The sequence below is a fragment of the Candidatus Propionivibrio aalborgensis genome, from assembly GCF_900089945.1.
GTDB lineage: Bacteria > Pseudomonadota > Gammaproteobacteria > Burkholderiales > Rhodocyclaceae > Propionivibrio > Propionivibrio aalborgensis.
Genome location: NZ_FLQY01000101.1, coordinates 13,437 through 38,353, shown reverse-complemented (window position 1 = coordinate 38,353; position 24,917 = coordinate 13,437). Strand labels below are relative to the sequence as shown.

The window sequence follows — 24,917 nt, the reverse complement described above, 5'->3', positions numbered from 1 at the left end:
TACTGGCGCAGTTCGGCGGCACCGAGCGCGCAATTGAGGCCGAAGGAAAGCGGCCGGATGTGGCGCAACGAGTTCCAGAAGGCCTCGGCCGTCTGGCCGGACAGCGTGCGGCCGGAGGCGTCGGTGATCGTTCCGGAAATCATCACCGGCCAACGCCGACCGGCCTTCTCGAAATGCTGCTCGATCGAGAACAGCGCGGCCTTGGCGTTGAGCGTGTCGAAGATCGTTTCGACCAGCAGGATGTCGGCACCGCCATCGCAAAGGCCGCGGATGGCTTCACTGTAGGTGTCGACCAGTTGATCAAAGCTGGTGTTGCGATAGCCCGGATCATTCACGTCTGGCGAGATCGACGCCGTGCGCGAAGTCGGGCCGAGCACGCCAGCGACAAAGCGCGGCTTGGCTGGATCATCCGTGGTGAATTCGTCGCACACCTCTCTGGCGAGCTTTGCGCCGGCGAAGTTCAGCTCATACACAATGCTTTCAAGCTTGTAGTCGGCTTGCGAAACCGCAGTAGCATTGAAGGTATTGGTTTCGACGATGTCAGCACCGGCGGCAAGATACTCGGCGTGAATACCGCGAATGATCTCGGGTCGCGTCAACAGTAACAGGTCGTTGTTGCCCTTCAGGTCGTGCTCGTGCTCGGCGAAGCGCGTGCCGCGATAATCGCTCTCTTTCAGTCCGTGGCGCTGAATCATTGTGCCCATCGCGCCGTCGAGGATGAGAATGCGTTGTTCGAGCAAGGCTTTCAGTTCGGCTGTGCGGTCGGGCTGCATGGTGATTCCCTAAAAGATGTCGGGTGTCAGATCAGTGCGCTGCGGAATGCAAAAAACCCGTCGGCGCAAAGCTCGACGGGTTTTCGTTTCGTGTCCGGTCACGCTTTAGCGGCATTTCTAACGCGCCCGCAATCTAATGAGATCAAATCGGCGCGAACCCGCTAACGACGTCGGGCAAGGGCGCAAATCTACGCGCCAAGCCGTTGATTGTCAATCCACAGCGCGTCTCACACAGGCAACAGCACACGATGGAACCATACGATTTGTTTCGCTTGATCCACCTTGCCTAGCGTTACGTCAGCCCCCGGCCACGAAATTGGTGCTCGTCCGCAACACACGCCACGACTCATCGAAATGCACGTTGAAATACCAGTCCATACCCGCATCAACTTTCGTTTTCCAGTCCCAGACGTGCTCCTTCTTGAGCGGGAAGTAGAGTTCGTGCGCCGGTTGGCCCAGCAAACGGCGCACATCCTCCCTGCTCATGCCTGCGTGGACCTTGCCGAAATTCTCCTCGGTCAGCACCTGCCGAATCTCGCGCAACACCTTGTCCGGGCCGAACTCGATCATGTAGTTGACGATTCCCTGGGGCGTACGCGGATACTCCCAGGTCAGGGTGCCGTCGGCATCCTGCCATTCCATCGTCGGTGGCCCCATGATTTCGCGCACATCCTGCACCGTCGAAATGCCGGGCTTCAGTTTCGCCATGTTGATGCCATCGCAAGCCGGCAGAAACACAGCCATCAGTCCCGAAAACAGGCCAGCAAGAATCTTGTTCATCATTTCGTCCGCCGACGTGCCAAAAGTGCCGAAGATTTTATGAATATCATCGAAAGCCTCCTAAGCGCGATGCCACCGCAACAGCCTCGGTGGAGAGGATGTCTTGACTACGTATGAATAGAGATGCATACATTAATGACTCGTTCGGTAGAATTGCCCTTTGTCAGCGCGAAGCGCAAGACGATCCCGAATCTTTACCTGACCGCATTGCAGCGATCACAGCAAAATCACGGAAACGGTTCTATCAGCCATGAAGCACCCTCACATTCCCGCCTGGTTGCGGCGATTCCTCGACCTGAGTGCCGAACACCGTTATTACCCGCTAGTGGTAGCCCTCATCGCTTTCATTTCCACGACGACCTTTTCGTTTCCGTTCGTACTCGTACTGATTCCCGCCGTGCTTGTCGCCCCCCGGCGCTGGCTGATTATCGGCCTGTTATGTGGCCTGGCCAGCGGTATTGGGGCCACCGTGCTGGTTGAACTATTCCATCACCTTGGCTGGGAGATGGTGAACCAACGCTATCCGGATTTGCTCGATTCCGAAACCTTGCAGCATGTAAGCGAGTGGCTGGAAAATTATGGCCTCATTGCCTTGATGATCATTGCCGGATCACCCATGCCGCAGACGCCGGCACTACTTCTCTATTCGCTCGTCAACCCGTCGCCACCCGGCGTTCTGTTTGCAGTTGGTATCGGCAAGACGATCAAGTACATCTTTCTGGCCTGGGCAACCAACCGTTATCCCGCTCGCTTTATGGAATACCGCTGATGGCTGGCAGGCGATACATTTTCACAACATCAATGCCTTGTTTTTGAATCCTCAAGGGCATTCGACATCAAACGATCGGTATAGGCAATACCCATCGCCGAGAGAATGAAAACCATATGGATAATGGTTTGCCACATCGCACCAGCCTCAGTGTAGTTGGAATTTTCAGATCCAAGCGTGCTTATGGCGATGAATGTCTTCAACAGATGAATTGAGCTGATGCCGATGATGGCCATGGCCAATTTGACTTTCAGCACCGAGGCGTTGACGTGGCTGAGCCATTCCGGTTCATCCGGATGTCCTTTCAAATTCAGCCGTGACACAAAAGTCTCATACCCCCCGACGATGACCATGACGAGCAGGTTGGAAATCATCACGACGTCGATCAAACCCAATACGGCCAACATGATGAGTTGCTCACTCAGGTTGGTGGCACCAGCAATCAGATGGAACAATTCCTTGATGAAGAGGATGACATAGACACCCTGGGCGAAAATCAGGCCCAGGTACAAGGGAAGTTGCATCCAGCGTGAGCTGAAAATCAGCCAGGACAGCGGGTGCAGCTTTTTTTCATTGTGGGGATTCATAGGTACCTGTATTGCTGGCAGTCAGTTTCACCACCGTGAGTGCGAAACGTAGCTGCGGTGAGATATTGGTTGTGAGAACGTCTGGGCGTCGATGTATCGAAAGTCTGAAAACACTGGACTCAAGGCCGGATTGTTGCGGGATAAACAAGAGTCAAAGGTTCGCCCGGCGCACATTTTACAAGATGACGAATCGGAATCTCAAGGCGAGCACGAAATAATCATGTGACGCCCTTTGGAATCAACCAGTAGTGCGGATCACCGGGATACTCGGGGCAGTCCTGCAAGAGCCCTCGGTTTCAGACCATTCGGAGCAGCGGCGAAGTGTCAAACCACGTTCACAGGGTAGAATCAGGGTTGCGATCATGAACCGACGAACACGCGAAATGCGATGACAATTCTCCGCGAGAACTCGGGCCATCAGAACAACAATGGGCAGACAACAGGAAGGCAATCTAAATGGCAACCCATCGCGAAACCCGCGCCATAGCTCGATCACCCGAATACTTGTACGATATCGTTGCAGATGTCGAGCGCTATCCGGAGTTCCTGCCGCTGGTGAGCGCAGCGAGGATCATCAGCCGTCATGAGGACACCTACGAGACCGAGCAGAGCCTGGCGCTTGGCCTACTGACGCATCGCTTCAGGACACGGACGAAGCTCGATCGGCCACGCGCCATCACCGTCATTTCCGAGGATCGCTCCTTCTCACGTTTTCACATTCGATGGAATTTCTCAGCTCTGGACAATGACCACTGCCAGGTCGACTTCGAGCTTGACTGCGAGACCCGCTTACTGCTCCTCAAACCGATCATCAAGGTTCTTATCATGCCGATGGCAACCAGCATGGTATCCGCCTTCGAGGCGAGAGCACACGCGCTGGCCAGGAAGGCCGGCTTGCCGGATACGCGCAAGTAATCCTGCGCCGACAGGCCTGTTGCCGCAACTGTGACTCGCTCCAGCGCTAGCTACCGCTTTGAGCAGCCTCCGCAACGGCCTGATTAATAACCGCTCTTGACTACCGGTCAGCCACCCCGGCGTTGCCGGAAGCGCCTCGAAACATGTCCGGTGTGAGTTCGTGTTTCTGCAGAAGCCTGTAGAACTCGGTTCGATTGCGATCGGCGATTCGAGCAGCGTCCGCCACGCTCCCATCGGTCAGTTTGAGGAGTTGCACCAGATAGTTGCGTTCAAAGCGCTGCTTGGCATCGGCGTAGGACAGCGCCTCCATGGTCGGCACCCGCAGGGCACGCTGGACAAGGGTCAGGGTGATGAGCGGCGTAGTCGCCAGGGCACAGGACTGTTCCACCACATTGTAGAGCTGCCGGACATTGCCTGGCCAGGACGCACTTGCCAGTACTTCAAGGGCTTCCGGTGCAATTCCGGTAATACCCTTATCATATTTCTTGACCAGCTGCTGGACGAAGTAAGCCGCCAGAAGCGGAATGTCCTCGCGCCGGTCGTCCAGACACGGCAGCACCATGGTAACGACGTCCAAGCGATAGTATAAATCCTCGCGGAAAAGTCCTTCCGACATGGCAGCTTCCAGGTCACGGTGGGTAGCGGAAAGAACCCGAACGTCCACGGGCTCCGAGCGGGTTGATCCTACCGCCCGCACTGCCCGATCCTGCAGCACTCGCAGCAACTTGACCTGCAGCGCCAGTGGCATATCGCCGATTTCGTCAAGGAACAAGGTCCCGCCGTCGGCGGCCTGAAACAGACCAACGTGATTGCTGGCAGCGCCGGTAAATGCACCCCGGACGTGGCCGAACAATTCGGACTCCAGAAGCTGCTCCGGAATCGCACTGCAGTTGATAGCCACGAAGGGCGCCTTGGCGCGCGGGCTGGCCCGGTGGATGGCCCGCGCTAGGACTTCCTTGCCCGTTCCGCTCTCACCTCTGATGAGAACGCTGGCATCCGAAGCAGCCACCACACGGGCTTCTTCCATCAATTCGGCCATGCGGCTGCTACGGAAGACAATACCCTCGCGCCAGGTCTCGCCATTGCCCGTCTCCTGGCCGGCACTGACCTGGGAGAGCTGCAGGGCCTGCTGAATCTTCTCGTGCAGCACCTTGCTGTCGAAAGGCTTGGTCAGATAGCCGAAAACTCCCCGCGACATTGCCTGCACTGCGTCGGGAATCGTTCCGTGGGCGGTCAGCAGGATGACCGGCAGCGTAGGCCGGGTAGACCGAATCTCGTCAAACAGGGCTAGCCCATCCTTGCCCGGCAGGCGAATATCGCTGAGCACCAGTTGCGGCGGCTCGACGGCGATCCGCGCCAGGCCTTCCTCGGCAGAGACTGCCGTAGATACACGGTATCCCCAGGCATGTACGCGCATCGAGAGGAGCCGAAGTAAGTCCTGGTCGTCGTCAATGACCAGGATGTGGGCGGAGCCGGACTTGGCTACAGGTTTCGACACGGGATTCATCGCGTTGCTCCGGGAAGGGTATCGCCCGCTGTCGGGCGCGCTGGAAGCGAGCGTTCGATATCGGCCAGGGCATCCAGCTTCTCCTGGAGCTCGCCGCTACGGCGTTGGCTTTCCTTCAACTGCTGAAGAAGTTTTTCGTTCTGCTGCTCAAGTTTCAATCGCTCCTGATACTGAACCGTCATTGTCCGGGCCAGAGGAAGCAAACTGACCGCCACAGGCTCCGTGGATTTGAGTACGCTTTCCAGCAAGCCAAGTGCCCGAGAGAGGTCCATCGGCGCACGTGGTTGCCCCAACAGTGCCGCCATACGGACAAGGGTTACCGGGGTCTGCGGCATAGCCGCGAGAACAATCCGCTCACGCGCCAACTCCTGCGGCGACATACGTTGAAGCAGTTGGAAATAACCCAGCAGCGGCAGCATCGCCGACTCGTCAACAGTGGCGTACTTGGCGTGCTTGGCGTGCTTTTCGTCCACCGGTACCGGAGGCGTGACGCAGCCGGCAAGCAGGGTGGAGGCAAGCAGCACAAACACCGGAAATCCCACGCTCAATCGACAGGCCTTCATGGATTCACCTTTTTAAAGCTACCGTTCACAGGGCACCTCAATCTGAAAATTTGCTCCGGCTGCGTCACCGCTGCAGGGCGCCAGCAGCACCCGCCCGCCCATGGCCGTCATCAGTTCGCGGACGATAGACAAGCCCACGCCGCTGCCCTTCCGCGGCACAGGCGAGGGGCGTGCGCCCTGAACAAATGGCTCAAAGATGCGCTCGGCATCCTCGGCCGCAATGCCCGGCCCTTTGTCAATGCAAGCGATGCTAATGCCGTTGTCCGTCTGCACCGCCTCCAGGCGGATAGCACCTCCTTCAGGACTGAAATCGATCGCATTCGAGAGAAGATTATCGAGAGCCACCTGCAATTTCTCACCATCGAGTTGTCGCGTTATTGCCGGAGCTTCGCAGTGCACGCTCAGATGGCGCGACTGAATTTGCAATTCCCGACCCCGAACAACGTCCTCCAGCAGTTTCCTAAGAGCCAGCGGTCGATAGCATAAGCGACGCGCCTCAAAGGAAACGGCATTGAGCCGCAACAGGCTTTCAATATCTCTCTGAAGCGTTATTACGTTGTCCTGCAGGATATCCACGACTTCCTTCTGAGATCCTTCAAGAGGCCCGACCACCTCTTCCTGCAACAGGGCGATGCCTTCGCGCAATGCCGTCAGTGGCGTTTTCAACTCATGCGAGACGTGGCGCAGAGTCCGCTCTCGGCCCGATTCAAGATCACTCAAACGCAATCTCAGCCAGTCCAGGCGGCGCCCCACTCGCCTCAGGTCATCCGGTCCGTTAACCATCACGGGCTCGTCAAATCGGCTCTCGCCCAAACGCTCGATCGACCGTTCGAGACGGCCCACGGGTCGGGCAAGCCACCAACTCATCGCCAGTGCAACCAGAAAAGCTCCGGCTACGGCCGCCGCCACAAGACGGGTGAGATGCTGGCGGCTCTGTTCCAGTTCAACCAGCATCGTCGCATGCCGTTCGTCGATCCACCGCCGGGCATTGAGTCCCAATTCATCGTTCAGCTCCGAAAGCCTGTTCAGAACGGATACAACTTCTGGGACCAGCTCAGGCTGAGGTGTTGATTGATGAAGGCTCTGACTGAGCTGTTCGACCGCCTGACGCCAGACTCTGGGGAGTTCGCCCAAAGGCCTGCCCGGGGTCGACTCCAAACGCTCCACAACAACGAGGGAGTGGGCCACATTCTCATCGAAACGCCCAAGCAATGCTGAATCGTTCAGGACAATGAACTGACGCGAACTGCGTTCAAGATCGACTGTCCGCTCCGCGAGTTCGCGTATCGAGGCACTAAGTTGAAGCGCCAGTTCGCTGCCTCGCCGGCTCTGTTCGACAAAGCGTTCGAGCTCAAGCCAGTTTCGCACCGCAGCCCAGCTGAGCAGCAATGTAATTAACAGGAATCCAGACAGCATGCTCTGGCGGAACGAAATTCGTATCATATTTGCCCTGTCGGGACAAAGCGAACAAAGTCATTGCGAGAACGATTGACCGGGTTCGTTTTTCCATGCCCGACCCGGAATCCAGTCGAACACTTCTGGTTCCCCGCACGCACGGGAATAACGGCGATTCTGATTGTCGACATGATTGGCGGGCAGTTTAAACCACCTTTCTCACATTTTGCCGGACAAATAGACAAGCCGAAAGCCTGAATCAAGTCATTCGCAGAAATATTTGTCGCTTTTAATCATGTAGTTAGATGCGTTGTCGCTGTTTGGCGACAACGCAAGTTGCTGTGCATGCAGACGTTTCGCAAATTGATCGGCACATTTGTCGCCATTCCCCGACAAGTTCGGAGTAGAATCTAACGCTATAATTTAATGAATCATTGTATCTTATTGTTTTATATGAGTTATAAAAATCTGGCACATATCTCGCTACGGTCCTCCAATCGAGGATTTCACACCAGCGAGAAGGAAAAATGATGTTCAACAAACCCAGTGTCTTTGGCCGTAACGAGCCCATCACCCGTCGTGATTCCCAACCCGTACTCGGTTACAGCTCGCAGAACTCAAGAGCAACTCCCGACAAGAACGCAGTTGTCGAAAAAGAGACCGCCGAAAAACCTGCGGCGACCCAGTCGCCGACAGCCGCGAACGCCCCTGCCCCCGCTGTCGCCACCACACCCAGAGAATCATCATCCACAACAGATAATGTTATGGGCGCTCGATTGATCGTGGGTCCCGACGTCAAACTCAAGGGGGCGGAAATTCTGGACTGCGACACCTTGGTCGTTGAAGGAAGGGTGGAAGCAACCATGGATAGCCGCGTCATCCGGATCGCCGAGAACGGCTCTTTCGCCGGTACGGTCAGTATCGATATCGCCGAGATTCATGGCACATTCGAAGGCGAACTGACGGCTCGTTCCCAATTGATCATTCATTCGACAGGGCGGGTCAGCGGAACTATTCGCTTTGGCAAGCTGGTTGTCGACGAGGGTGGCGAACTCTGTGGGGAAATCAATGTTATTTCCGGAAAGGCAGCCACCCAGTCCAAGCCTGCGATTGAACCCTACGTCGCTCTCAACGCGGCGGCAGGTTGAGGACTATTGAATAACCCGAACGGAATTACCACATGCAAACCGCCATCAACGCCAGTCTGTATCCAGAAATGGCTTTCTCTTTGGATGGGCTGACTTCGCGTCCGTTCGATGGGGGCTATCAACTGCTCCCGTCACTTCGGCCACTTTGGGGGCTCCTGCCGCGTAGCCGTGGTTACAACATTCGCCCGGTACGAACCCCACACCAGCATGGCATGGCCAGCATGCTGGTACAGCAAATGTACACTTGGCGCGGTTATAGCACCGAAGCGGTCGGGCTCCGGCCGGACGACCCGAACCGGGTAACTCTTGCCGCTTGGCAGTACGACGAAGTGGTGGCAACCCTTACCCTTGGTCGTGATTCGCCGGATGGCTTGCTGGCGGATTCGCTTTACGGACCGGAGCTTGCCAGCTTGCGACGACCTGGCCGGGTAGTATGTGAAGTTACTAGGTTGGCTGTTGATCCGGATTTCAGCTCGCAGGGCTTGCTGACCGCTTTGTTTCAGGTTGCCCGGAACTACGGAAAGGACATGTTCGCGGCCAGCGATGCCGTGATCGAAGTGAATCCGCGCCATGCCCGTTACTATCAGCGTACGCTGGGTTTCCGCCAGATCGGCGAGTTGCGGCAATGCCAACGCGTTGAAGCGCCAGCGGTTCTGCTACATCGACGGTTGGACGACCTAGCCACAGCAACCGACTGAGCAAGGCCGTTACTCCCTCCGGAACTCGAACATACGGGAACACCTCCGCCAAAACCGATCACACGGGTAGTGCAGTCTTGTCGACTACCCGGCGCAACACGAAACTCGAATGCACGCCGGTCACACCCTGTATGCGCGTAATGCGATTGAGCAGGAGCTCCTGGTAAGCGTCCATATCCCTGACGACAACCTTGATCTGGTAATCCGCGTCCTGACCGGTAACCAACAGGCATTCGAGCACCTCAGATATCTGGCTGATATCCTTCTCGAAGTGTTCGAAGCGCTCGGGGGTGTGCTTGTCCATGGAGATGTAGATCAGCGCCATCAATGAATAACCGAGCGCCTTGGCATTGAGCAGGGCACGATAGCCCGTAATCACACCGGAGTCCTCAAGGGTCCGTACGCGCCTTAAACATGGTGACGGAGAAAGTCCAATACGGTCGGCGAGGTCCTGATTGCTGATACGTCCATCAACCTGAAGTATCTGCAAAATCTGCCGATCAAAGCGGTCAATTTCCATCATATTGCCCTATGTTTTGCCATTGAGCCAGTAAATTACACGTTTTTATATTTATTCGCAATTTTGTGCTTCATTTGCGCCTGATCGGCTTAAATAACGCAAGCACCTGCTGCGCTTCATTGAGTATCATTCCCCCATCGAAACTGGCCTCCATGCCTACCTTGGGAGTACGAAATGATGTTGAAACAACCCGCCACCAAATACACCGCCTTTCCACCGGTCGATATTGAGGATCGCCAGTGGCCGAGCCGTACCATCACTACGGCACCGGTCTGGATGAGCACAGACCTGCGTGACGGCAATCAGGCGCTCTTCGAGCCAATGAACGCCGAACGCAAAATGCGCATGTTCAAGACGCTATGCGAAGTGGGTTTCAAGGAAATCGAGGTGGCGTTCCCATCGGCATCGCAGACCGATTTCGACTTCGTTCGCAAGCTGATCGAGGAAAAGCATATTCCCGATGACGTGACCATCGAGGTGCTTGCCCCGGCTCGCGAACAGTTTATCCGCCGCACCTTCGAGTCGCTCAAAGGCGCTCGCCGCGCTATCGTCCACATTTACAATGCCACCTCGAAGCCGTTCCGCGAAATCGTCTTCAACATGAGCAAAGCCGAGGTGGTGGCCATGGCCGTAACGGCCGTCAAGCTCGTCAAACAGCTCGCCGAGCAGAATCCGGAGACGGAATGGGTGCTCGAATACAGCCCAGAGACATTTACCGCCACCGAGCTCGACTTCGCGCTCGAGATATGCGACGCGGTTACCGACGCCTGGGGGGCCACCCCGGACAACAAGATCATCCTCAATCTGCCGACCACGGTGGAAAGAGCCACGCCCAACGTCTACGCTGACCAGATCGAATGGATGCATCGCAACCTTGCGCGTCGCGACAGCATCCTCATCAGCCTTCACCCGCACAATGACCGCGGCACCGCCGTGGCTGCCACTGAGCTCGGCTTGATGGCAGGCGCCGATCGTGTCGAGGGTTGCCTTTTCGGCAACGGAGAGCGCACCGGCAACGTCGACCTCGTCACGCTGGCGCTCAATCTCTATACCCAGGGTATTGCGCCGAATCTCGATTTTTCGGATATCAACGCTGTTGCCCGCAACTTCGAGTATTGCACGCAATTGCCGATCCATCCGCGTCATCCCTATGTCGGCGATCTTGTATTCACCGCGTTCTCCGGAACGCACCAGGATGCGATCAAGAAGGGATTTTCAGCGAAGGGAACTGAGGCGCGTTGGGATTTGCCTTATCTGCCGATCGACCCGGCCGACGTTGGACGCAGCTACGATTCGGTAATCCGCATCAATAGCCAGTCGGGCAAGGGAGGCATCGCCTATCTGCTCGAAACGGAATACGGGGTTGTCATGCCGCGCCGCTTGCAGGTCGAGTTTTCGGCCGAGGTTCAGCGCCACACCGACCAGCATGGTGGCGAGATGGAAGCAGCCAAAATCTGGGCGCTGTTTTCGCAGACTTACCTTGAAACCGTTAACCCCGTTCGTTATGTCAAGCATCATCTCTATGAAGAAGGCACGGCGCAGGGAATACGCCTCACGCTGCAGATGAATGGTGAAACCCATGAACTGACGGGTGTAGGCAACGGCCCGATTGATGCCGCCGTCCATGCCTTGCGCAAACTCGGTATTGCGTTGCAGGTGCGTAGTTATGAAGAGCGCTCGATGGGCAGCAGCCGCGAAGGGGGCGATGCCAAAGCGTGTGCTTTCATGGAAGTCACGCAAACCGGAGGCGACCGCGAGTGTTACGGTGTCGGCCTGGACGCCAACATCGTCACGGCTTCGATCAAGGCGCTGATGAGCGGGGTCAACCGCCTCGCTACCGGAGGGAAGAACGCGAAGGCTGCCTGAGCATCGTCAGCCGAGCGTCCCGGCCGCAGCGCGATTGCCCTGATGACTGCGTTCCAGGATTACGTCCCGGAACGCAGTCTTTGAAGCAGCTTGCCTTTTTGCAAGACGGCAAACAGTACCTGTTCCCGGTGTGAGTATTACCGACGAAACTCATGGCCGATCTTCTTGCACCTTGGCCGCTTCTTCCAGCAGCCATTGGCTGAAAGCATGAATGACGGGACGCTCTGCAACGGCTTCGGGCGTAACCAGAAAGTATGCCTGAGGTCGACGGACAACAATATCGAACGGGATCACCAAGCGGCCCGCGGCCACCTCGGCACTAACCAACGGCTTGGAGGCCAATGCGATGCCAAGACCATCGATAACTGCGGTCAATGCGAGGCTGGAGTCACTGAAATGTGTTCCGTCATGGTCATTGAGGCCTTCAACACCCGCGAGCTGGAGCCACTCGCTCCAGGACGGTCGGTCCATCTGTTCCGGAATGGTGTCGTCATGCAGAAGATCGTGATAGCGCAGGTCGGCGGGTACGTTCAGCGGACGCATTCCCGTCAGCAGTCGAGGACTGCATACTGCCGTGTAGGCCGGCGAAAACAATCGCTCAACCCGGCAGCCGGCATAACGGCCGCGACCGAAGCGAACGGACAGCACTGATTCGTCATCGCGCACGTCAATCGCCTCGAAACCGGAAACGACTGTTGCGTCCGGAGGATCAATGGTTTTCAGAGAAGATTTCAAATGCAATTCAATTTCCGGGTGGCGTGCAGTGAACTTGGGCAGATGAGGAATCAACCAGCGCGAGGCAAAGGCGGGAGGCGTTGAAAGCAGAAGACGCCCACCGGCCTCGCGAGGTCGTGTGCTCTCGATGGACTCCGCAAAGCATTCAAGACCTTCGCGTACCTTCGGCAACATTGCCCGGCCTTCATTTGTCAGATCCAGAGCTCGCGTCAGTCGATGAAACAGAGCAAAGCCCAGATAGTCCTCAAGACCACGAATCTGATGGCTGATCGCGGTCGGCGTCACGGCAAGCTCTTCGCTGGCCTTCTTGAAACTGAGGTGACGCGCGGCCGCTTCAAAGGCGCGCAGTGAGTTCAGCGGGGGGAGTCTATAACTCATACGGCTGATATTTTCTCATGCATCGGCTGACAATTGATCGTTTGTTGCGATGCAACATTCTTCTTACACTGCATGCCTACCCGAACCACGGGGATATGCAAGGAGTAGCAACATGGAAAGCAACATCAACATCCACAGGATCATCGAAAAGGCGCGTAGAGAACGTAGCATCGCATTGGGTAACCTGATCGCCTCAGGCACCCGCAAATCAGTTTCATGGTTACTCAATCGGGGTAACAGATTACTGCAAGTCATGCTGATGTCACCTGTAAATTCGCGCTGAGCATCCATCCGCGTTCAAATCCGCAACCTCTCAATTCCATCCCGGCCGCTCGCCAATGAGCAAAACCTGTTTGCCGGAGTGACGGTTACAACATCTGGCCGTAGCTTACGCCGAATTCCATACCCATGAACTGATGCCATCCACCCATTGGGCAGGACGGCTTGTCGAACAAGCGCGGGCAATCGAGAAGCACGCTTTGTTTCGATGACACTCGCCACAACAGTTGTGGCACGAGAAGCCACCTGCCACCGCCTGACGCACTAGACCACGGAACCTCCAGCACGACACCCGGAGGTTACAATCGGGGCTCTTTTTCAGTGCCTGCCCGTTATGACCAGCCCGTTCTCGCCAGAAGCTACCACGGAGCCCCCGCAGCGTGTCGTAAAGATTCGGCGCGACTACAACACCTGGGTGGCCAACGAAACGCTCGAAGATTACGCCTTGCGTTTCACACCGCGCAGTTTTCGCAAGTGGTCGGAAATGCGGGTGGCCAACACCGCTTTTGGCGCCTCATCCTTTCTGGTGCTCGAAGCCGTGGGCGCGACCATGCTGGTCAATGGTGGTTTCATAAACGCCTTCTGGGCCATTCTGGCAACCGGCCTGATCATTTTCCTGATCGGGTTGCCGATCAGTCACGCCGCTGCTCGCTACGGGCTGGACATGGACCTGCTGACACGTGGCGCGGGCTTTGGCTATATCGGCTCGACCGTCACGTCGCTGATCTATGCGTCATTCACCTTCATCTTCTTCGCGCTGGAAGCGGCGATCATGGCCTACGCGCTGGAACTCGCCTTCCATATTCCCCCGGCGTGGGGTTACCTGATCTGCGCACTGGTGGTCATTCCCCTCGTCACGCACGGGGTCACCGCCATCAGCCGCCTGCAAGCGTGGACGCAGCCGCTGTGGCTGGCCTTGCTGATTCTTCCGTACGCTTTCCTGCTGTGGCAGGAACCCGAAGTCCTGAGCGAGCTGACAGGCTACGCAGGGGAAAAGGGACTGGGCGGCGCATTCAGCATGCCGCTGTTTGGCGCAGCACTTACCGTCGGTATCGCACTCGTCACGCAAATGGGCGAACAGGCGGACTACCTGCGCTTCATGCCGGAGCGCACCGCAAAGAACCGCAACCGCTGGTGGCTGGCCCTGGTGCTCGGGGGCCCCGGCTGGGTTCTTCCTGGCGTGGCAAAAATGCTCGGCGGCGCCCTGCTCGCCTATCTCGCCTTGCGCAACGCCGTTCCCGTCGAAAAGGCGGTTGATCCGAACCAGATGTACCTGATCGGCTTTTCCCATGTGTTCAGCAATACGTCGCTGGCCATAGCAGCAACCGTTCTTTTTGTTGTCATTTCACAGCTCAAGATCAATGTAACCAATGCCTATGCCGGGTCGCTGGCCTGGTCGAATTTTTTTGCCCGCTTGACGCACAGTCATCCCGGACGCGTCGTCTGGGTTGTCTTCAACATTCTGATCGCCTTGCTGCTCATGGAACTGGATGTTTTCCAGGCGTTGGGCCAAATCCTCGGCCTCTATTCAAATATCGCCATTTCATGGATGGCGGCCGTGGTCGCCGACCTCGTGATCAACAAGCCGCTTGGCCTCTCGCCGCCGCATATCGAGTTCAAGCGCAGCCATCTCTACGATATCAACCCGGTCGGTATCGGCGCCATGTGCCTCGCCTCGCTGCTCTCGATCGCAGCGTTCAGCGGACTGCTCGGCCCTGATGTGCAGCCCTATGCCTCCTTCATCGCGCTATCGGCCGCCTTTGTCGCCGCACCTCTGATTGCCTGGATAACCGGTGGCCGCTATTACCTTGTTGCCAACAAGACCGTTGCCGCCGCCGGCATGCAGCGTTGCTGCATTTGCGAACGCGAATACGAAAGCGAGGACACGGCGCACTGCCCGGCCTACCGTGGCACGATCTGCTCGCTGTGCTGCTCACTCGATGCGCGCTGTGATGATCTGTGCAAACCGGGCGCCAATCTCGCAGCTCAATGGAACGGCACGCTGCGTCGAATCCTGCCCGCAGCGGCGATTCCCTATCTTGAAACCGGACTGGGCCATTATCTGCTGCTGATGGTGTGCATCGTCCCCCTGCTTGCTGGCCTGCTCGGTCTGCTTTACACGCACGAAACGCTGGCGCTCGGCCCGGAAGCCTCTGAATTGATTCCGCACCTGCAACAGACCTTCATCAAAGCCTTTTCGGCATTGCTTCTCTTCGCCGGCGTTGGCGCCTGGTGGATGGTTCTGACCCACAAGAGCCGACAGGTCGCGCAGGAGGAATCGAACCGGCAGACACGTCTGCTGCTGCAGGAAATCGACTCACACCAGCGCACCGATGAGCAATTGCAGAAGGCCAAGCTGGCGGCGGACCAGGCAAATCAGGCCAAGAGCCGCTATATCACTGCGATCAGCCACGAGTTGCGCACGCCCCTCAACAGTATTTTGGGTTACGCGCAAATTCTCGCCGGCGACGAGGCCATCCCGGCACACCGCCGGCAAGCGGTCGGCGTGATCAGGAAGAGCGGCGACCATTTACTGTCGGTGATCGAAGGCACGCTCGATATCGCCCGAATCGAAGGCGGCAAACTGACACTGGAAGTCAAGGCGCTGGACTTCCCGGAGTTCCTGCAACAGATCGTCGGCATGTTCGAGTTGCAGGCTCGCAACAAGGGCTTGAGCTTCAGTTACGAACCTGTCGGCGAACTCCCCGGCGTCGTGCGGGTTGATCAGCGACGGCTTCAGCAAATCCTGATCAACGTCCTCGGCAACGCCGTCAAATTCACGGTGCATGGCGGCGTCAATTTCCGCGTCGAATGCAGGCGCGAAATGGCCATCTTCGATATCCGCGATAGCGGCCCTGGCATTCCACCGGAAGATCTGGAACGTATTTTTGAGCCTTTTGTCCGTGGTAGCCAAACGCAGGCTGGCGGAAGCGGTGTCGGACTGACCATTGCGCGGATGCTGACCGACCTGATGGGCGGCGAAATGACCGTCAGCAGCATACCGGGTGAAGGCAGCAGCTTCCGCATCCGACTGTTCCTGCCTCAGGTACACTCGGCGCAGGCGGAGCACGATCTGCCACGAACCAACCGGATCGGTTATGTCGGTATTCGTCGCCGTATTCTGGTGGTCGATAACGAGAAGGTCGATCGCGACATGCTGCAGAGTGTCCTTGACCCTCTGGGTTTCCAGGTTGAACAGGCGGCCAGCGGGCATGAATGCCTGCAAGTGCTGCCCCGCTTCGCCCCGCATCTGGTGTTCATGGATCTGGCCATGCCCGGCATCGACGGCTGGGAGACCATCCGGCGTATTCGCCAGCAGAATCTTACAGATGCCCATATCGCCATCATCTCGGCAAACGCCTTTGACAGGGGTCTTGAAAACGATGCCGGCATCGGCAACCACGACTTCATCGTCAAACCGCTGCGTGTCGATGAACTGCTCGACTGGATCGGCCGCAAGTTGTCACTGGAGTGGGTCAGCACCGAATCGCCGGTCATCCCTCCAGCCCGTGTCGTGCCCAAGCCAGCCCAACTGATCCCGCCCGGACAAGAGCATCTTTCGGCTCTCGACGAACTGGTCGGCCTCGGGTATGTTCGCGGCATACTGAACAAACTTGGTGAAATCGAGCGACTTGATCCTGCGCACGGCGAGTTTGTGCGTGTCCTGCGCGATCTGGCCCGTCAGTTCCAGTTCGACGCCATGAAGGAAATTCTCGGAAAGGGACGCGATGTTGAATGACCCTCCACTTGACCGCACCATCTCCGATATCGTTCTGATCGTGGACGATATCCCGGAGAACCTCTCCTTCCTGCACGACGCCCTCGACGAATCGGGCTACACCGTACTCGTCGCGACCAATGGCGAATCCGCCCTTCAACGGGCGCGCCAAAGCCTGCCGCACGTCATTCTGCTCGATGCCATGATGCCGGGCATGGACGGCTTCGAAGTTGCGCGACGCCTGAAAGCCGATTTCGCCACCCAGCATATTCCGATTGTTTTCATGACCGGCCTGACCGAAACGGAACACGTCGTGGCTGCCTTTGCGGCCGGCGGTGCCGACTACGTTACCAAGCCCATACGCGCCGCCGAAGTGCTGGCCCGCATCGCCGCTCACATGCAGAACGCCCACCAGATAAAGCAGGCCCGAACGGCCCTGGATGCCTTCGGCCAGGCTACGGTGGCCATTCGTGCCGCCGACGGCAAGCTGGTCTGGCAGACGCCCCTGGCCAGAAAACTGCTCAAGGACTATTTCTCCACCGGGGAAGAACAAACGCCGCAGCGCCTACTGGCCTGGATCGCCGACGCCGAGTCCGCCCGTCGCGACGGGCGAGAGCCAGCCGCACTGCTACTCGCTGAAGACAGACGGCGACTGCTCGCCTCCTTCCACGACCAGACGGGTGACCAGGAGTGGCTGGTCGTCCTGCGCGAAGAAAATGATGCCACCGCCATCGATTCCCTGATCGCCGCTTTCCGGCTCACTCAACGTGAAGCAGAGGTGCTCTATTGGGTAACGCTGGGCAAGACCAGCAAGGACATCGGCGACATACTCGGCAGCAGTCCACGGACGGTGAACAAACACCTGGAGCACGTTTTCGAAAAACTCGGCGTGGAGACCCGCACCGCGGCGGCCAATCTGGCGATCGGCAAGATCCGGGGAAGCTGAATGTGGAAGCGGGACGCTACCCTGTTCTCGTCCAGCGCCCGATCATGCCAATTGGCGCACGAAATCCGGAGGTATGACCGCCCGCAAAACATTCTGCGTCTCGCCCTGCCGCGTGCGATTGCTGAACCACCAGACAGCGCCTTTCTTGATCGACCAGTCGGATTCCGTTCCGGACAAGAGAAGGGCGGCAGTCTGGCCGAGGGTGGGCTGATGGCCGACAACAAGTACCGCACCACTGGCTGCGCTTTCAGCACCCCAGTTGGGCCATCCGGTCGCGGCCAGTAGTTCGGGGACGTTGCTCTCGCATCCCAACCGTTTGTCGGTCTCGAAAGGAAGTCCGAGTGCTTGCGCCGTCTGCTGGCAGCGAAGCGCAGGGCTGACCAGGATGCGCAGTTTCTTTGGCGCGTGCTTGCCGAGCCATTCGGCCATTTGCCGGGCCTGCTTTTCGCCACGCACCGTAAGCTTGCGCTTCAGGTCGGGCGTGCCCTCGACAGCTTCCGCGTGACGCCATAACAGGAGTTCCATGTGAGTTTCCGTTGACATCAAGGACGGCATGTTGGCCTGTGATTGTTTCATGGGTATTTCCGGTCAAATTTCAAATTTCGTGGCAGCGCAATTTCTCGACATCGGGAATGCCGATCTTCCGCCCTTCGACAACGATCAAACCCTTGTCGGAGAGCTCGTGCAGGATGCGCGAGAAGTGTTCCTGCGTCAGGTTGAGGCGCGAGGCAATCAAGCCCTTGTTGGTGGGCAAGGTGACAGTCAGCGACTTGGCATCGCTCTTGACATTGTCACGTAGCAGGTAACCGATGATGCGCTGACGACCCGAGTGCAGTGAATAGGATTCAACGTCGATAAGCAGGTGATGAAGTCTCATCGAGAGGCCCGCGATCATCTTGCGACCGAGCTTGGGGTCCCTTTCCAACTCGTCGATGATGGCATTCTTCGAGATATGCAACAGCTGAGAATCGCTCAGCGCCTGCGCGTAGACCATGCAGGGTTTGTCCATGAACATTACGGCTTCGCCAAAAGTCTGCCCCTGGTTGAGAATGTCTACAACCTTCTCCCCCCCTTGCGACGAAGTGAACGCGAGTTTTACTTGACCGTAAACGATCAGGTAAAAGCCGGTAGGTGAATCGCCCTTGTGAAACAGGATGTCGCCTCGCAAGGCATTGATCTCGCGCGTTCCGCGCGCGATACGGGCAACTTCATCCGCTTCAAGGTCGTTGAATAGGGGCACACGCGAAAGTAGTGCCTCAATGTTGACACCCTGACTTGGGGGCATAGGCGATATCCAAAATAACGATTTCCGTTGCGGCAAATGGTCGCACTTGTCGGAGAATCAGGCAAGCGCGATAGGCACTTCAGATCAGCATTCCACGCTCACGAATGAAGGCGATGACCGGTTCGAGACCCTCTCCTGTCTTGAGGTTAGTAAAGACAAAGGGCCGCTCGCCGCGTTGCGTCCTGGCGTCACGCGCCATGACGTCGAGCGACGCACCAACCATCGGAGCCAGATCGATTTTGTTGATGATCAGCAAATCCGACTTGGTGATTCCCGGACCGCCCTTGCGCGGGATTTTTTCACCGGCGGCGACATCGATGACGTACAGCGTCAGGTCCGAAAGTTCGGGCGAAAACGTCGCGGCGAGGTTGTCGCCGCCCGATTCGACCAGGATCAGTTGCACCTGCGGAAAAGTCCGTTGCAGGCGGTCAATGGCTTCCAGATTGATCGAGGCGTCCTCGCGGATGGCCGTATGTGGGCAGCCGCCGGTCTCGACGCCGATGATTCGCGTTGGCTCCAGCGCGGCATGGTCGACGAGGAACTTGGCGTCTTCGGCGGTGTAGATGTCGTTGGTCACCACCGCCATTTCAATCTGTTCGCGCAAAGCCCGGCACAGCGCCAGGGTCAATGCGGTCTTGCCGGAGCCGACGGGACCGCCGATGCCGACGCGCAGGGGAGCGTTGTGAGTTGTGGATGCGGAATTTGAATTGAGCGTGTTCATGGATGGTCAAGACCGAAAAAGACGTGAATACTGTGTTTCGTGGCGGACATTACAGATGGCATAGGCCGGCGTGAAGTTGGACCACGCCGCTGGCGGCAGGTTTTGCGCGCCACGAACAACGGCGGGGATTTTTGATCCGAGTTCGGCAAGCAGCCGCTGGCCGGCAGCCTGGCCGAGCGGCACGGCTTTCAGCGCGGCCATCACCTGGTTTTCGGCCCAGGACCACAGATAGGCGGCGCAGGCCGCTTGCGCATCGATGTTCCAGGCAGCGGCAATACCAGTCCAGGCGACGGGGAAGGAAATCTCGGGCAACGATGTCAGGGTTGCTTGTACACCGCTAAGCGTTGGGTCGCGCAGATCGGCCAGCAGACGGTTGAGCGAAAACCCCATCTGAAGAGTTTCGGCGCGCAACTCGGCGCCTTCGCGGCTGGCCAGAAAGTCGGCGTTCAAGCGGAAAATTTCGGCCGCATCGTTCGTCGACCACGCCGACATCAGGCAGAACAGCAGCGGCGCTTCAAAGCGACCGATGGCGCCGCTGAGCAGATCGCCGATCCATTGTCCGGCGCCGGCCTCGTCGCTGATGCGACCGCTTTCCACCGCCCATTCGAGTCCCTGCGAATAGGAAAAGGCGCCGACCGGCAAAGCGGGGCTGGCCAGTTGCAACAGGCGAATCAGAGGCAGCGCGTCGAGGCTCAATGCGATCTGAACTGATGGATTTTTGGCACGGCGCGGTGCGGGCCGTGCCCAGGGTCGTGCGGTGCGTTCGGTCCGCCTGCATGATGGTGTTGCCCGCTGTAGGCGCCGGACTCCGGTTCGAAGGGGGCTGTCGTTTCGCTGACGGCACACCCCAAGCCACGCACCATTTCTGCCAGAACGTGGTCGGCCTGGAAACGCAGGCGGCCGCCACCCGGCTCTGCAACGATCTGCACTGCGACATGCCGGTTTCCCAGGTGGTAGGCAGCGCGGGCGAAGAGCAGCGGTGACGTGGCGACGGCTTCGATCAGCGCTTCAGGCGCGGCGTGAATTTCAACTACGGCACTTTCATCTTCTGCCGCCAGTTTGTCGCCGCCGTGCAAGTGCTCGCCGCGTTCAAGGAAGATGCCTGCGTCCTGGCCGGAAGCCAGGGTGACTTTGAGACGACTGCGCTTGCGTTCGTCATAGTCCAGCGAAACGCTGTCGCTGGCGGGGCGGTCGCTTCTGCGGTTGAGGATCAGCATTTCCGTCGTTCGCGCTAGAAGAGGAAGTAGCGTTGCGCCATGGGCAAAACATCGGCCGGGTCGCAGACCAGCAGCTCGCCGTCGGCGCGCACCGCGTAGGTTTCCGGATCGACATCGATTTTGGGGGTGGCACCATTCAAAACCATGTCGGACTTCTGCAAGCCACGCGTTCCGGAAACCGCAATCAGCGTTTTGCGCAGTCCCAGCGCCTGTACCGCCGGGTTCTTCAGCGCGGCCTGTGAAACGAATGTCACCGAGGTTTTCAACGCCTGCCCGAAGCTACCGAACATCGGGCGATAGTGCACCGGTTGCGGCGTCGGGATCGACGCGTTGGGATCGCCCATGGCGGCGGCAGCGATCATCCCGCCCTTGAGGATCAGGCTCGGTTTGACGCCGAAGAATGCCGGTTTCCACAGCACCAGATCGGCCAGTTTGCCGACTTCGAGCGATCCGACCGTGTGCGCGAGGCCATGGGTGATTGCCGGGTTGATGGTGTACTTGGCGATGTAGCGTTTGACACGGAAGTTGTCGTTTCGCTCGGAATCCTCAGGCAATGCGCCACGCTGCACCTTCATCTTGTGCGCCGTCTGCCACGTCCGAATAATCACTTCGCCGACGCGTCCCATGGCCTGTGAATCCGAACTCATCATCGAGAACGCACCAAGGTCATGCAGGATGTCCTCGGCTGCAATGGTTTCGCGGCGGATACGCGATTCGGCAAAAGCGATGTCCTCGGCGATCGACGGATCGAGATGGTGGCAGACCATCAGCATGTCGAGGTGCTCGTCGATGGTGTTCACCGTGTACGGCATGGTTGGATTGGTCGAGCTGGGCAGCACGTTGGGCAACCCGGCTGCCCTGATGATGTCCGGTGCATGGCCACCGCCTGCGCCTTCGGTATGAAAGGTGTGGATAGTGCGGCCCTTGAACGCGTCCAGCGTCGTTTCGACAAAGCCGGACTCGTTCAACGTATCGGTGTGGATAGCTGTTTGTACGTCCATCTCATCGGCCACCGACAGGCAGCAATCGATGGCTGCCGGCGTGGTGCCCCAGTCCTCGTGCAGCTTGAGGCCCATGGCGCCGGCTGCAACCTGTTCGCGCAGGGCATCCGGAAGACTGGCGTTGCCCTTGGCGAAGAAACCAAGGTTCATCGGGAAGGCTTCGGCAGCGGCGAGCATCGAGTGGATGTGCCACGGCCCTGGCGTGCAGGTGGTGGCGTAGGTGCCTGTCGCCGGGCCGGTGCCGCCGCCGAGCATGGTGGTGATGCCGGACATCTGCGCTTCTTCGATCTGTTGCGGGCAGATGAAGTGAATGTGGCAGTCGATGCCGCCGGCGGTGACGATCATGCCTTCGCCGGCAATCGCTTCGGTGCCGGGGCCGATGACAATGTCAACGCCGGGCTGGATGTCCGGGTTGCCGGCCTTGCCGATGGCAGCGATACGGCCATCCTTGAGGCCGATGTCGGCCTTGACGATGCCGGTGACGGCGTCAACGATCAGCGCATTGGTGATGACCGTATCGACCGTTTCGGCCGAGACACGCTGGCTCTGGCCCATGCCGTCGCGGATGACCTTGCCGCCGCCAAATTTCACTTCTTCGCCGTAGATCGTGAAGTCCTTTTCGACCTCGATGATGAGCTCGGTGTCGGCCAGGCGTACGCGGTCACCCTCATTTGCATACACCGTCGGGCCGAACATCTCGGCATAGGCCTGCCGGCTGATTCTTGTACTCATAGCGCCCCCTGAATCAGGCCACGAAAACCGTACACCTTTCGCTCACCAGCCAGGGCGACAAGCTGCACGGTGCGTCGTTGCCCCGGCTCGAAGCGCACCGCGGTGCCGGCGGCAATATCGAGCCGGAAGCCGCGCGCCTTGTCGCGCTCGAAAGCGAGCGCCGCATTGGTTTCGAAAAAGTGGTAATGCGAACCGACCTGAATCGGACGGTCGCCAGTATTGTCGACGGTCAGTTCGATCCGCTCGCGACCGGCGTTGAGTTCGAGTTCGCCTGCGGCAATCAGCAATTCACCTGGAATCATCGCGATGCACCTCTCAAACGATAGGGTTGTGGACAGTGACCAGTTTGGTGCCGTCCGGGAAGGTCGCCTCAACCTGAATTTCGGGGATCATTTCCGGGACGCCTTCCATCACCTCATGGCGCGCCAGAATGTGCGTTCCTTCGCTCATCAATTCGGCGACGCTGCGACCGTCACGGGCGCCCTCCATGATCGCGCAACTGATCAGCGCGACCGCTTCCGGATAGTTGAGTTGCAGCCCTCGGGCCTTGCGTCGCTCGGCGAGAAGGCCGGCGGTGAAGATCAGCAACTTGTCTTTCTCGCGGGGAGTGAGTTCCATGCAGCCTCCTGAAAATTCAAGTGTTCCAGATGCGCGGCGATACCGCGGTCCTGCCTAGAAGAACCGGACGCAGCTCGTGCCATAGTGCGGCAAACCACTGCCGTGCCGCCTCGCTGCGCTGACCGAGATAGCGAGCGACGAGCAGGCCGGGCAGTGCGGTGACGCCATGCTCCGCACCGTCAACTGGCCGGATCGCACGACAGGCAGCGAGTAGCGTAGTGTTCATTATTCCCATGTCTGCCGCCTCGTCGCCAGTCGGCAGCGTCGCCAGCAATGTCCCGCAGACCGTGGCTCCGGCCCAGCCGGCGACGCTTTGCAGCATGGCGTCATCACCGGCGATCTGGCCGCGTTCCAGCCAGAGCGGCTGGCCGTTGCGTTCGATCCGGGTGTGCAGCCCGATACTTCCGGTGGCGAATCGCTCGCCAGCGGCATAGCGACCGAGGCAGAGGATGTCCCAGCCGAGATAGCGACTGTCGGCAGCCAGTTCGACGTGCGTCCGAATGCTGGCGCTGGCGCCGTCGAAGACGATGGTTTCCTGCGGCAGCCATTCCAGCGTGGCGCCGGTTGCCAGTTTGAAATCTAGGGTCTGCGACGCTTCGGCGCCACCCGAGCGATACCATTTGCCGGCACCGGGGGTGGTGATCTGTGCATGCGCATGCGCGCCGACGCTCGCGCTGATGCGTAGCTGGTCGCCGCCGGCGATTCCTGACGGCGGGTGCAGAAGTATCGCCTGACACACCTCGCCACCTTCCGGATACAGAGCCTTCTGCACCCGCAACGGACCGCGGTGGCGGCGACCGGCAAGGCAGGTCGCCCGGTCGCGGCATTCGAACTCAAGCGCCAGTTCGGCTTCCCAGTTGGGCAGGTGTTGCAGGGTTCGGTCGAGCGGGATCATGTCGCCAAGGATACTACCAATCACACAGCCAGGGCCTCACGCACACCATCCGTGTCCATGTTGAAGCCGAGGCCGCGCATGATGAATTCACCGCGCTCCATGAGCAGGTAGTGGTCGGCCAGGTCGCGGGCGAAATCGTAATACTGCTCGACCAGCAGGATGGCCACTTCGCCGGTATCGGCGACTCTGCGAATGGCGTTCTTGACCTCTTCGCGTTCTTCGGCTGATTTGCTGGCGCTCGTTTCCAGCTTCTGGCGCTGAGCGACAATGCGGATGGCTTTGCCGATATCCTTGATGATCGACGGCTGGATGCCTTCGGTCGGTTCGTCGAGCATCAGGATTTTCGGGTTCATGGCCAGCGCGCGGCCAATCGCCAGTTGCTGCTGCTGACCGCCCGAGAGATCGCCGCCGCGGCGTCTAAGCATGCTCTTGAGTACCGGAAAGAGGTCGAACACCAGGTCCGGAATCCTGCTGCCGCGCGGTTGCGAGGCCAGTCCCATCAACAGGTTCTCCTCGACGGTCAGCAGGGAGAAGATTTCCCGGCCTTGCGGGACGTAGCCAATGCCCATGCTCACCCGCGTATGCGGTGCTGATGTCGTAATATCGCGACCACTGAACTCCATCGTTCCGCTCTTGGCGGGGATCAGGCCCATCAGGCATTTCATCAAGGTCGTTTTGCCAACGCCGTTGCGGCCGAGCAGTGAGGTCACCTGTCCCTTGGGAACATCGAAGCTGAGATCGCGCAGGATATGGCTGCCGCCGTAGAACTGATTGAGGTTGCTGACTCTTAGCATGGTACTGGCCTCGAGCGTTGGTGCGACCGGCGGTTGCGCCGTGAAATGCGCTGTGCCAGCGGAACAATTCCAAGGAT

26 protein-coding genes are annotated in these 24,917 nt (G+C 58.5%); 8 read left to right on the top strand and 18 right to left on the bottom strand.

Annotated features, from left to right (window positions below; genetic code table 11):
• Together PROAA_RS06410 and bamE are read right to left on the bottom strand one after the other, a co-directional pair.
• The coding region (locus tag PROAA_RS06410) for a homocysteine S-methyltransferase family protein (protein WP_186410541.1) at positions 1-773 on the bottom strand (773 nt) is incomplete at its 3' end.
• Between the two features lie 297 nt (positions 774-1,070).
• A complete protein-coding gene (gene bamE, locus PROAA_RS06405; RefSeq protein ID WP_186410546.1) occupies positions 1,071-1,553 on the bottom strand; it encodes an outer membrane protein assembly factor BamE domain-containing protein in 483 nt (160 codons plus the stop codon).
• Between the two features lie 250 nt (positions 1,554-1,803).
• On the opposite strand from bamE, the gene PROAA_RS06400 reads away from it, so the two are divergent.
• Positions 1,804-2,322, top strand: coding sequence for a YqaA family protein (locus tag PROAA_RS06400; protein ID WP_186410540.1), 519 nt, complete (start codon positions 1,804-1,806; stop codon positions 2,320-2,322).
• 29 nt (positions 2,323-2,351) lie between these two features.
• Here PROAA_RS06400 and PROAA_RS06395 read toward each other — a convergent pair whose 3' ends face one another.
• Positions 2,352-2,909 carry a TIGR00645 family protein gene (locus PROAA_RS06395; protein ID WP_186410539.1) on the bottom strand — a complete coding sequence of 186 codons (558 nt, stop codon included), beginning with the start codon at positions 2,907-2,909 and terminating at the stop codon, positions 2,352-2,354.
• A gap of 456 nt (positions 2,910-3,365) precedes the next feature.
• Here PROAA_RS06395 and PROAA_RS06390 point away from each other — a divergent pair, with 456 nt between their 5' ends.
• Complete coding sequence (locus PROAA_RS06390; RefSeq protein ID WP_186410538.1) at positions 3,366-3,824, top strand: type II toxin-antitoxin system RatA family toxin; 459 nt, start codon at positions 3,366-3,368, stop codon at positions 3,822-3,824.
• A 100-nt stretch (positions 3,825-3,924) separates the two neighbouring features.
• Here the strand turns inward: PROAA_RS06390 and PROAA_RS06385 are convergent, their stop codons facing one another.
• From PROAA_RS06385 to PROAA_RS06375, 3 genes are read right to left on the bottom strand one after another with little or no spacing between them, the layout of a single operon-like run.
• A complete protein-coding gene (locus PROAA_RS06385) occupies positions 3,925-5,331 on the bottom strand; it encodes a sigma 54-interacting transcriptional regulator (RefSeq protein ID WP_186410537.1) in 1,407 nt (468 codons plus the stop codon).
• Entirely contained in the window at positions 5,328-5,894 is a 567-nt protein-coding gene (locus PROAA_RS06380) for a permease (RefSeq protein WP_186410536.1), read from the bottom strand. The genes PROAA_RS06385 and PROAA_RS06380 overlap by 4 nt, the downstream gene beginning before the upstream one ends.
• An 18-nt stretch (positions 5,895-5,912) precedes the next feature.
• Positions 5,913-7,283 (bottom strand): sensor histidine kinase, encoded by a 1,371-nt coding sequence (locus tag PROAA_RS06375; protein WP_245664188.1) that lies wholly within the window; start codon positions 7,281-7,283, stop codon positions 5,913-5,915.
• A gap of 536 nt (positions 7,284-7,819) precedes the next feature.
• On the opposite strand from PROAA_RS06375, the gene PROAA_RS06370 reads away from it, so the two are divergent.
• Both PROAA_RS06370 and PROAA_RS06365 read left to right on the top strand, forming a co-directional pair.
• Positions 7,820-8,437 carry a bactofilin family protein gene (locus PROAA_RS06370; protein ID WP_186410534.1) on the top strand — a complete coding sequence of 206 codons (618 nt, stop codon included), beginning with the start codon at positions 7,820-7,822 and terminating at the stop codon, positions 8,435-8,437.
• A 32-nt stretch (positions 8,438-8,469) separates the two neighbouring features.
• A complete protein-coding gene (locus tag PROAA_RS06365) occupies positions 8,470-9,135 on the top strand; it encodes a GNAT family N-acetyltransferase (RefSeq protein ID WP_186410533.1) in 666 nt (221 codons plus the stop codon).
• Positions 9,136-9,193: 58 nt separating this feature from the next.
• On the opposite strand, the gene PROAA_RS06360 is transcribed toward PROAA_RS06365, so the two are convergent.
• Positions 9,194-9,655: an Lrp/AsnC family transcriptional regulator gene (locus PROAA_RS06360; RefSeq protein ID WP_186410545.1), complete on the bottom strand. Its 462-nt coding sequence runs from the start codon at positions 9,653-9,655 to the stop codon at positions 9,194-9,196.
• A 174-nt stretch (positions 9,656-9,829) separates the two neighbouring features.
• Here PROAA_RS06360 and leuA point away from each other — a divergent pair, with 174 nt between their 5' ends.
• On the top strand, positions 9,830-11,521 hold the full coding sequence (gene leuA / locus PROAA_RS06355) for a 2-isopropylmalate synthase (RefSeq protein WP_186410532.1): 1,692 nt from the start codon (positions 9,830-9,832) through the stop codon (positions 11,519-11,521).
• Between the two features lie 150 nt (positions 11,522-11,671).
• Here leuA and gcvA read toward each other — a convergent pair whose 3' ends face one another.
• Positions 11,672-12,634: a transcriptional regulator GcvA gene (gcvA, locus tag PROAA_RS06350; protein ID WP_186410531.1), complete on the bottom strand. Its 963-nt coding sequence runs from the start codon at positions 12,632-12,634 to the stop codon at positions 11,672-11,674.
• Between the two features lie 112 nt (positions 12,635-12,746).
• Between gcvA and PROAA_RS06345 the strand changes: the two genes are divergently transcribed.
• From PROAA_RS06345 to PROAA_RS06335, 3 genes are all read left to right on the top strand, one after another.
• Complete coding sequence (locus tag PROAA_RS06345) at positions 12,747-12,917, top strand: hypothetical protein (RefSeq protein ID WP_186410530.1); 171 nt, start codon at positions 12,747-12,749, stop codon at positions 12,915-12,917.
• 330 nt (positions 12,918-13,247) lie between these two features.
• On the top strand, positions 13,248-16,652 hold the full coding sequence (locus tag PROAA_RS06340) for a hybrid sensor histidine kinase/response regulator (protein WP_186410529.1): 3,405 nt from the start codon (positions 13,248-13,250) through the stop codon (positions 16,650-16,652).
• Positions 16,642-17,577: a response regulator transcription factor gene (locus PROAA_RS06335; protein WP_186410528.1), complete on the top strand. Its 936-nt coding sequence runs from the start codon at positions 16,642-16,644 to the stop codon at positions 17,575-17,577. Before PROAA_RS06340 ends, PROAA_RS06335 begins: the two co-directional genes overlap by 11 nt.
• Positions 17,578-17,619: 42 nt before the next feature.
• On the opposite strand, the gene PROAA_RS06330 is transcribed toward PROAA_RS06335, so the two are convergent.
• From PROAA_RS06330 to PROAA_RS06285, 10 genes are all read right to left on the bottom strand, one after another.
• Positions 17,620-18,102 (bottom strand): SixA phosphatase family protein, encoded by a 483-nt coding sequence (locus PROAA_RS06330; RefSeq protein ID WP_186410544.1) that lies wholly within the window; start codon positions 18,100-18,102, stop codon positions 17,620-17,622.
• Positions 18,103-18,172: 70 nt separating this feature from the next.
• Positions 18,173-18,862, bottom strand: coding sequence for a Crp/Fnr family transcriptional regulator (locus PROAA_RS06325; protein WP_186410527.1), 690 nt, complete (start codon positions 18,860-18,862; stop codon positions 18,173-18,175).
• A 79-nt stretch (positions 18,863-18,941) separates the two neighbouring features.
• The gene (ureG, locus tag PROAA_RS06320) at positions 18,942-19,583 is read right to left on the bottom strand and encodes an urease accessory protein UreG (protein ID WP_186410526.1); all 642 of its coding nucleotides are present in this window, start codon (positions 19,581-19,583) and stop codon (positions 18,942-18,944) included.
• A 6-nt stretch (positions 19,584-19,589) separates the two neighbouring features.
• Positions 19,590-20,285 carry an urease accessory protein UreF gene (locus tag PROAA_RS06315; protein WP_425394001.1) on the bottom strand — a complete coding sequence of 232 codons (696 nt, stop codon included), beginning with the start codon at positions 20,283-20,285 and terminating at the stop codon, positions 19,590-19,592.
• The gene (gene ureE, locus PROAA_RS06310; RefSeq protein WP_186410525.1) at positions 20,276-20,800 is read right to left on the bottom strand and encodes an urease accessory protein UreE; all 525 of its coding nucleotides are present in this window, start codon (positions 20,798-20,800) and stop codon (positions 20,276-20,278) included. Before ureE ends, PROAA_RS06315 begins: the two co-directional genes overlap by 10 nt.
• 14 nt (positions 20,801-20,814) lie before the next feature.
• Positions 20,815-22,533: an urease subunit alpha gene (ureC, locus tag PROAA_RS06305; protein WP_186410524.1), complete on the bottom strand. Its 1,719-nt coding sequence runs from the start codon at positions 22,531-22,533 to the stop codon at positions 20,815-20,817.
• Entirely contained in the window at positions 22,530-22,835 is a 306-nt protein-coding gene (locus PROAA_RS06300) for an urease subunit beta (protein WP_186410523.1), read from the bottom strand. The genes ureC and PROAA_RS06300 overlap by 4 nt, the downstream gene beginning before the upstream one ends.
• 13 nt (positions 22,836-22,848) lie before the next feature.
• Entirely contained in the window at positions 22,849-23,151 is a 303-nt protein-coding gene (gene ureA / locus PROAA_RS06295) for an urease subunit gamma (RefSeq protein WP_186410522.1), read from the bottom strand.
• 16 nt (positions 23,152-23,167) lie between these two features.
• Positions 23,168-24,070, bottom strand: a complete 903-nt coding sequence (locus PROAA_RS06290) for an urease accessory protein UreD (RefSeq protein ID WP_245664186.1) — start codon at positions 24,068-24,070, stop codon at positions 23,168-23,170.
• Positions 24,067-24,840, bottom strand: coding sequence for an ABC transporter ATP-binding protein (locus PROAA_RS06285; RefSeq protein ID WP_186410521.1), 774 nt, complete (start codon positions 24,838-24,840; stop codon positions 24,067-24,069). Before PROAA_RS06285 ends, PROAA_RS06290 begins: the two co-directional genes overlap by 4 nt.
• Between the last annotated feature and the right edge of the window lie 77 nt (positions 24,841-24,917).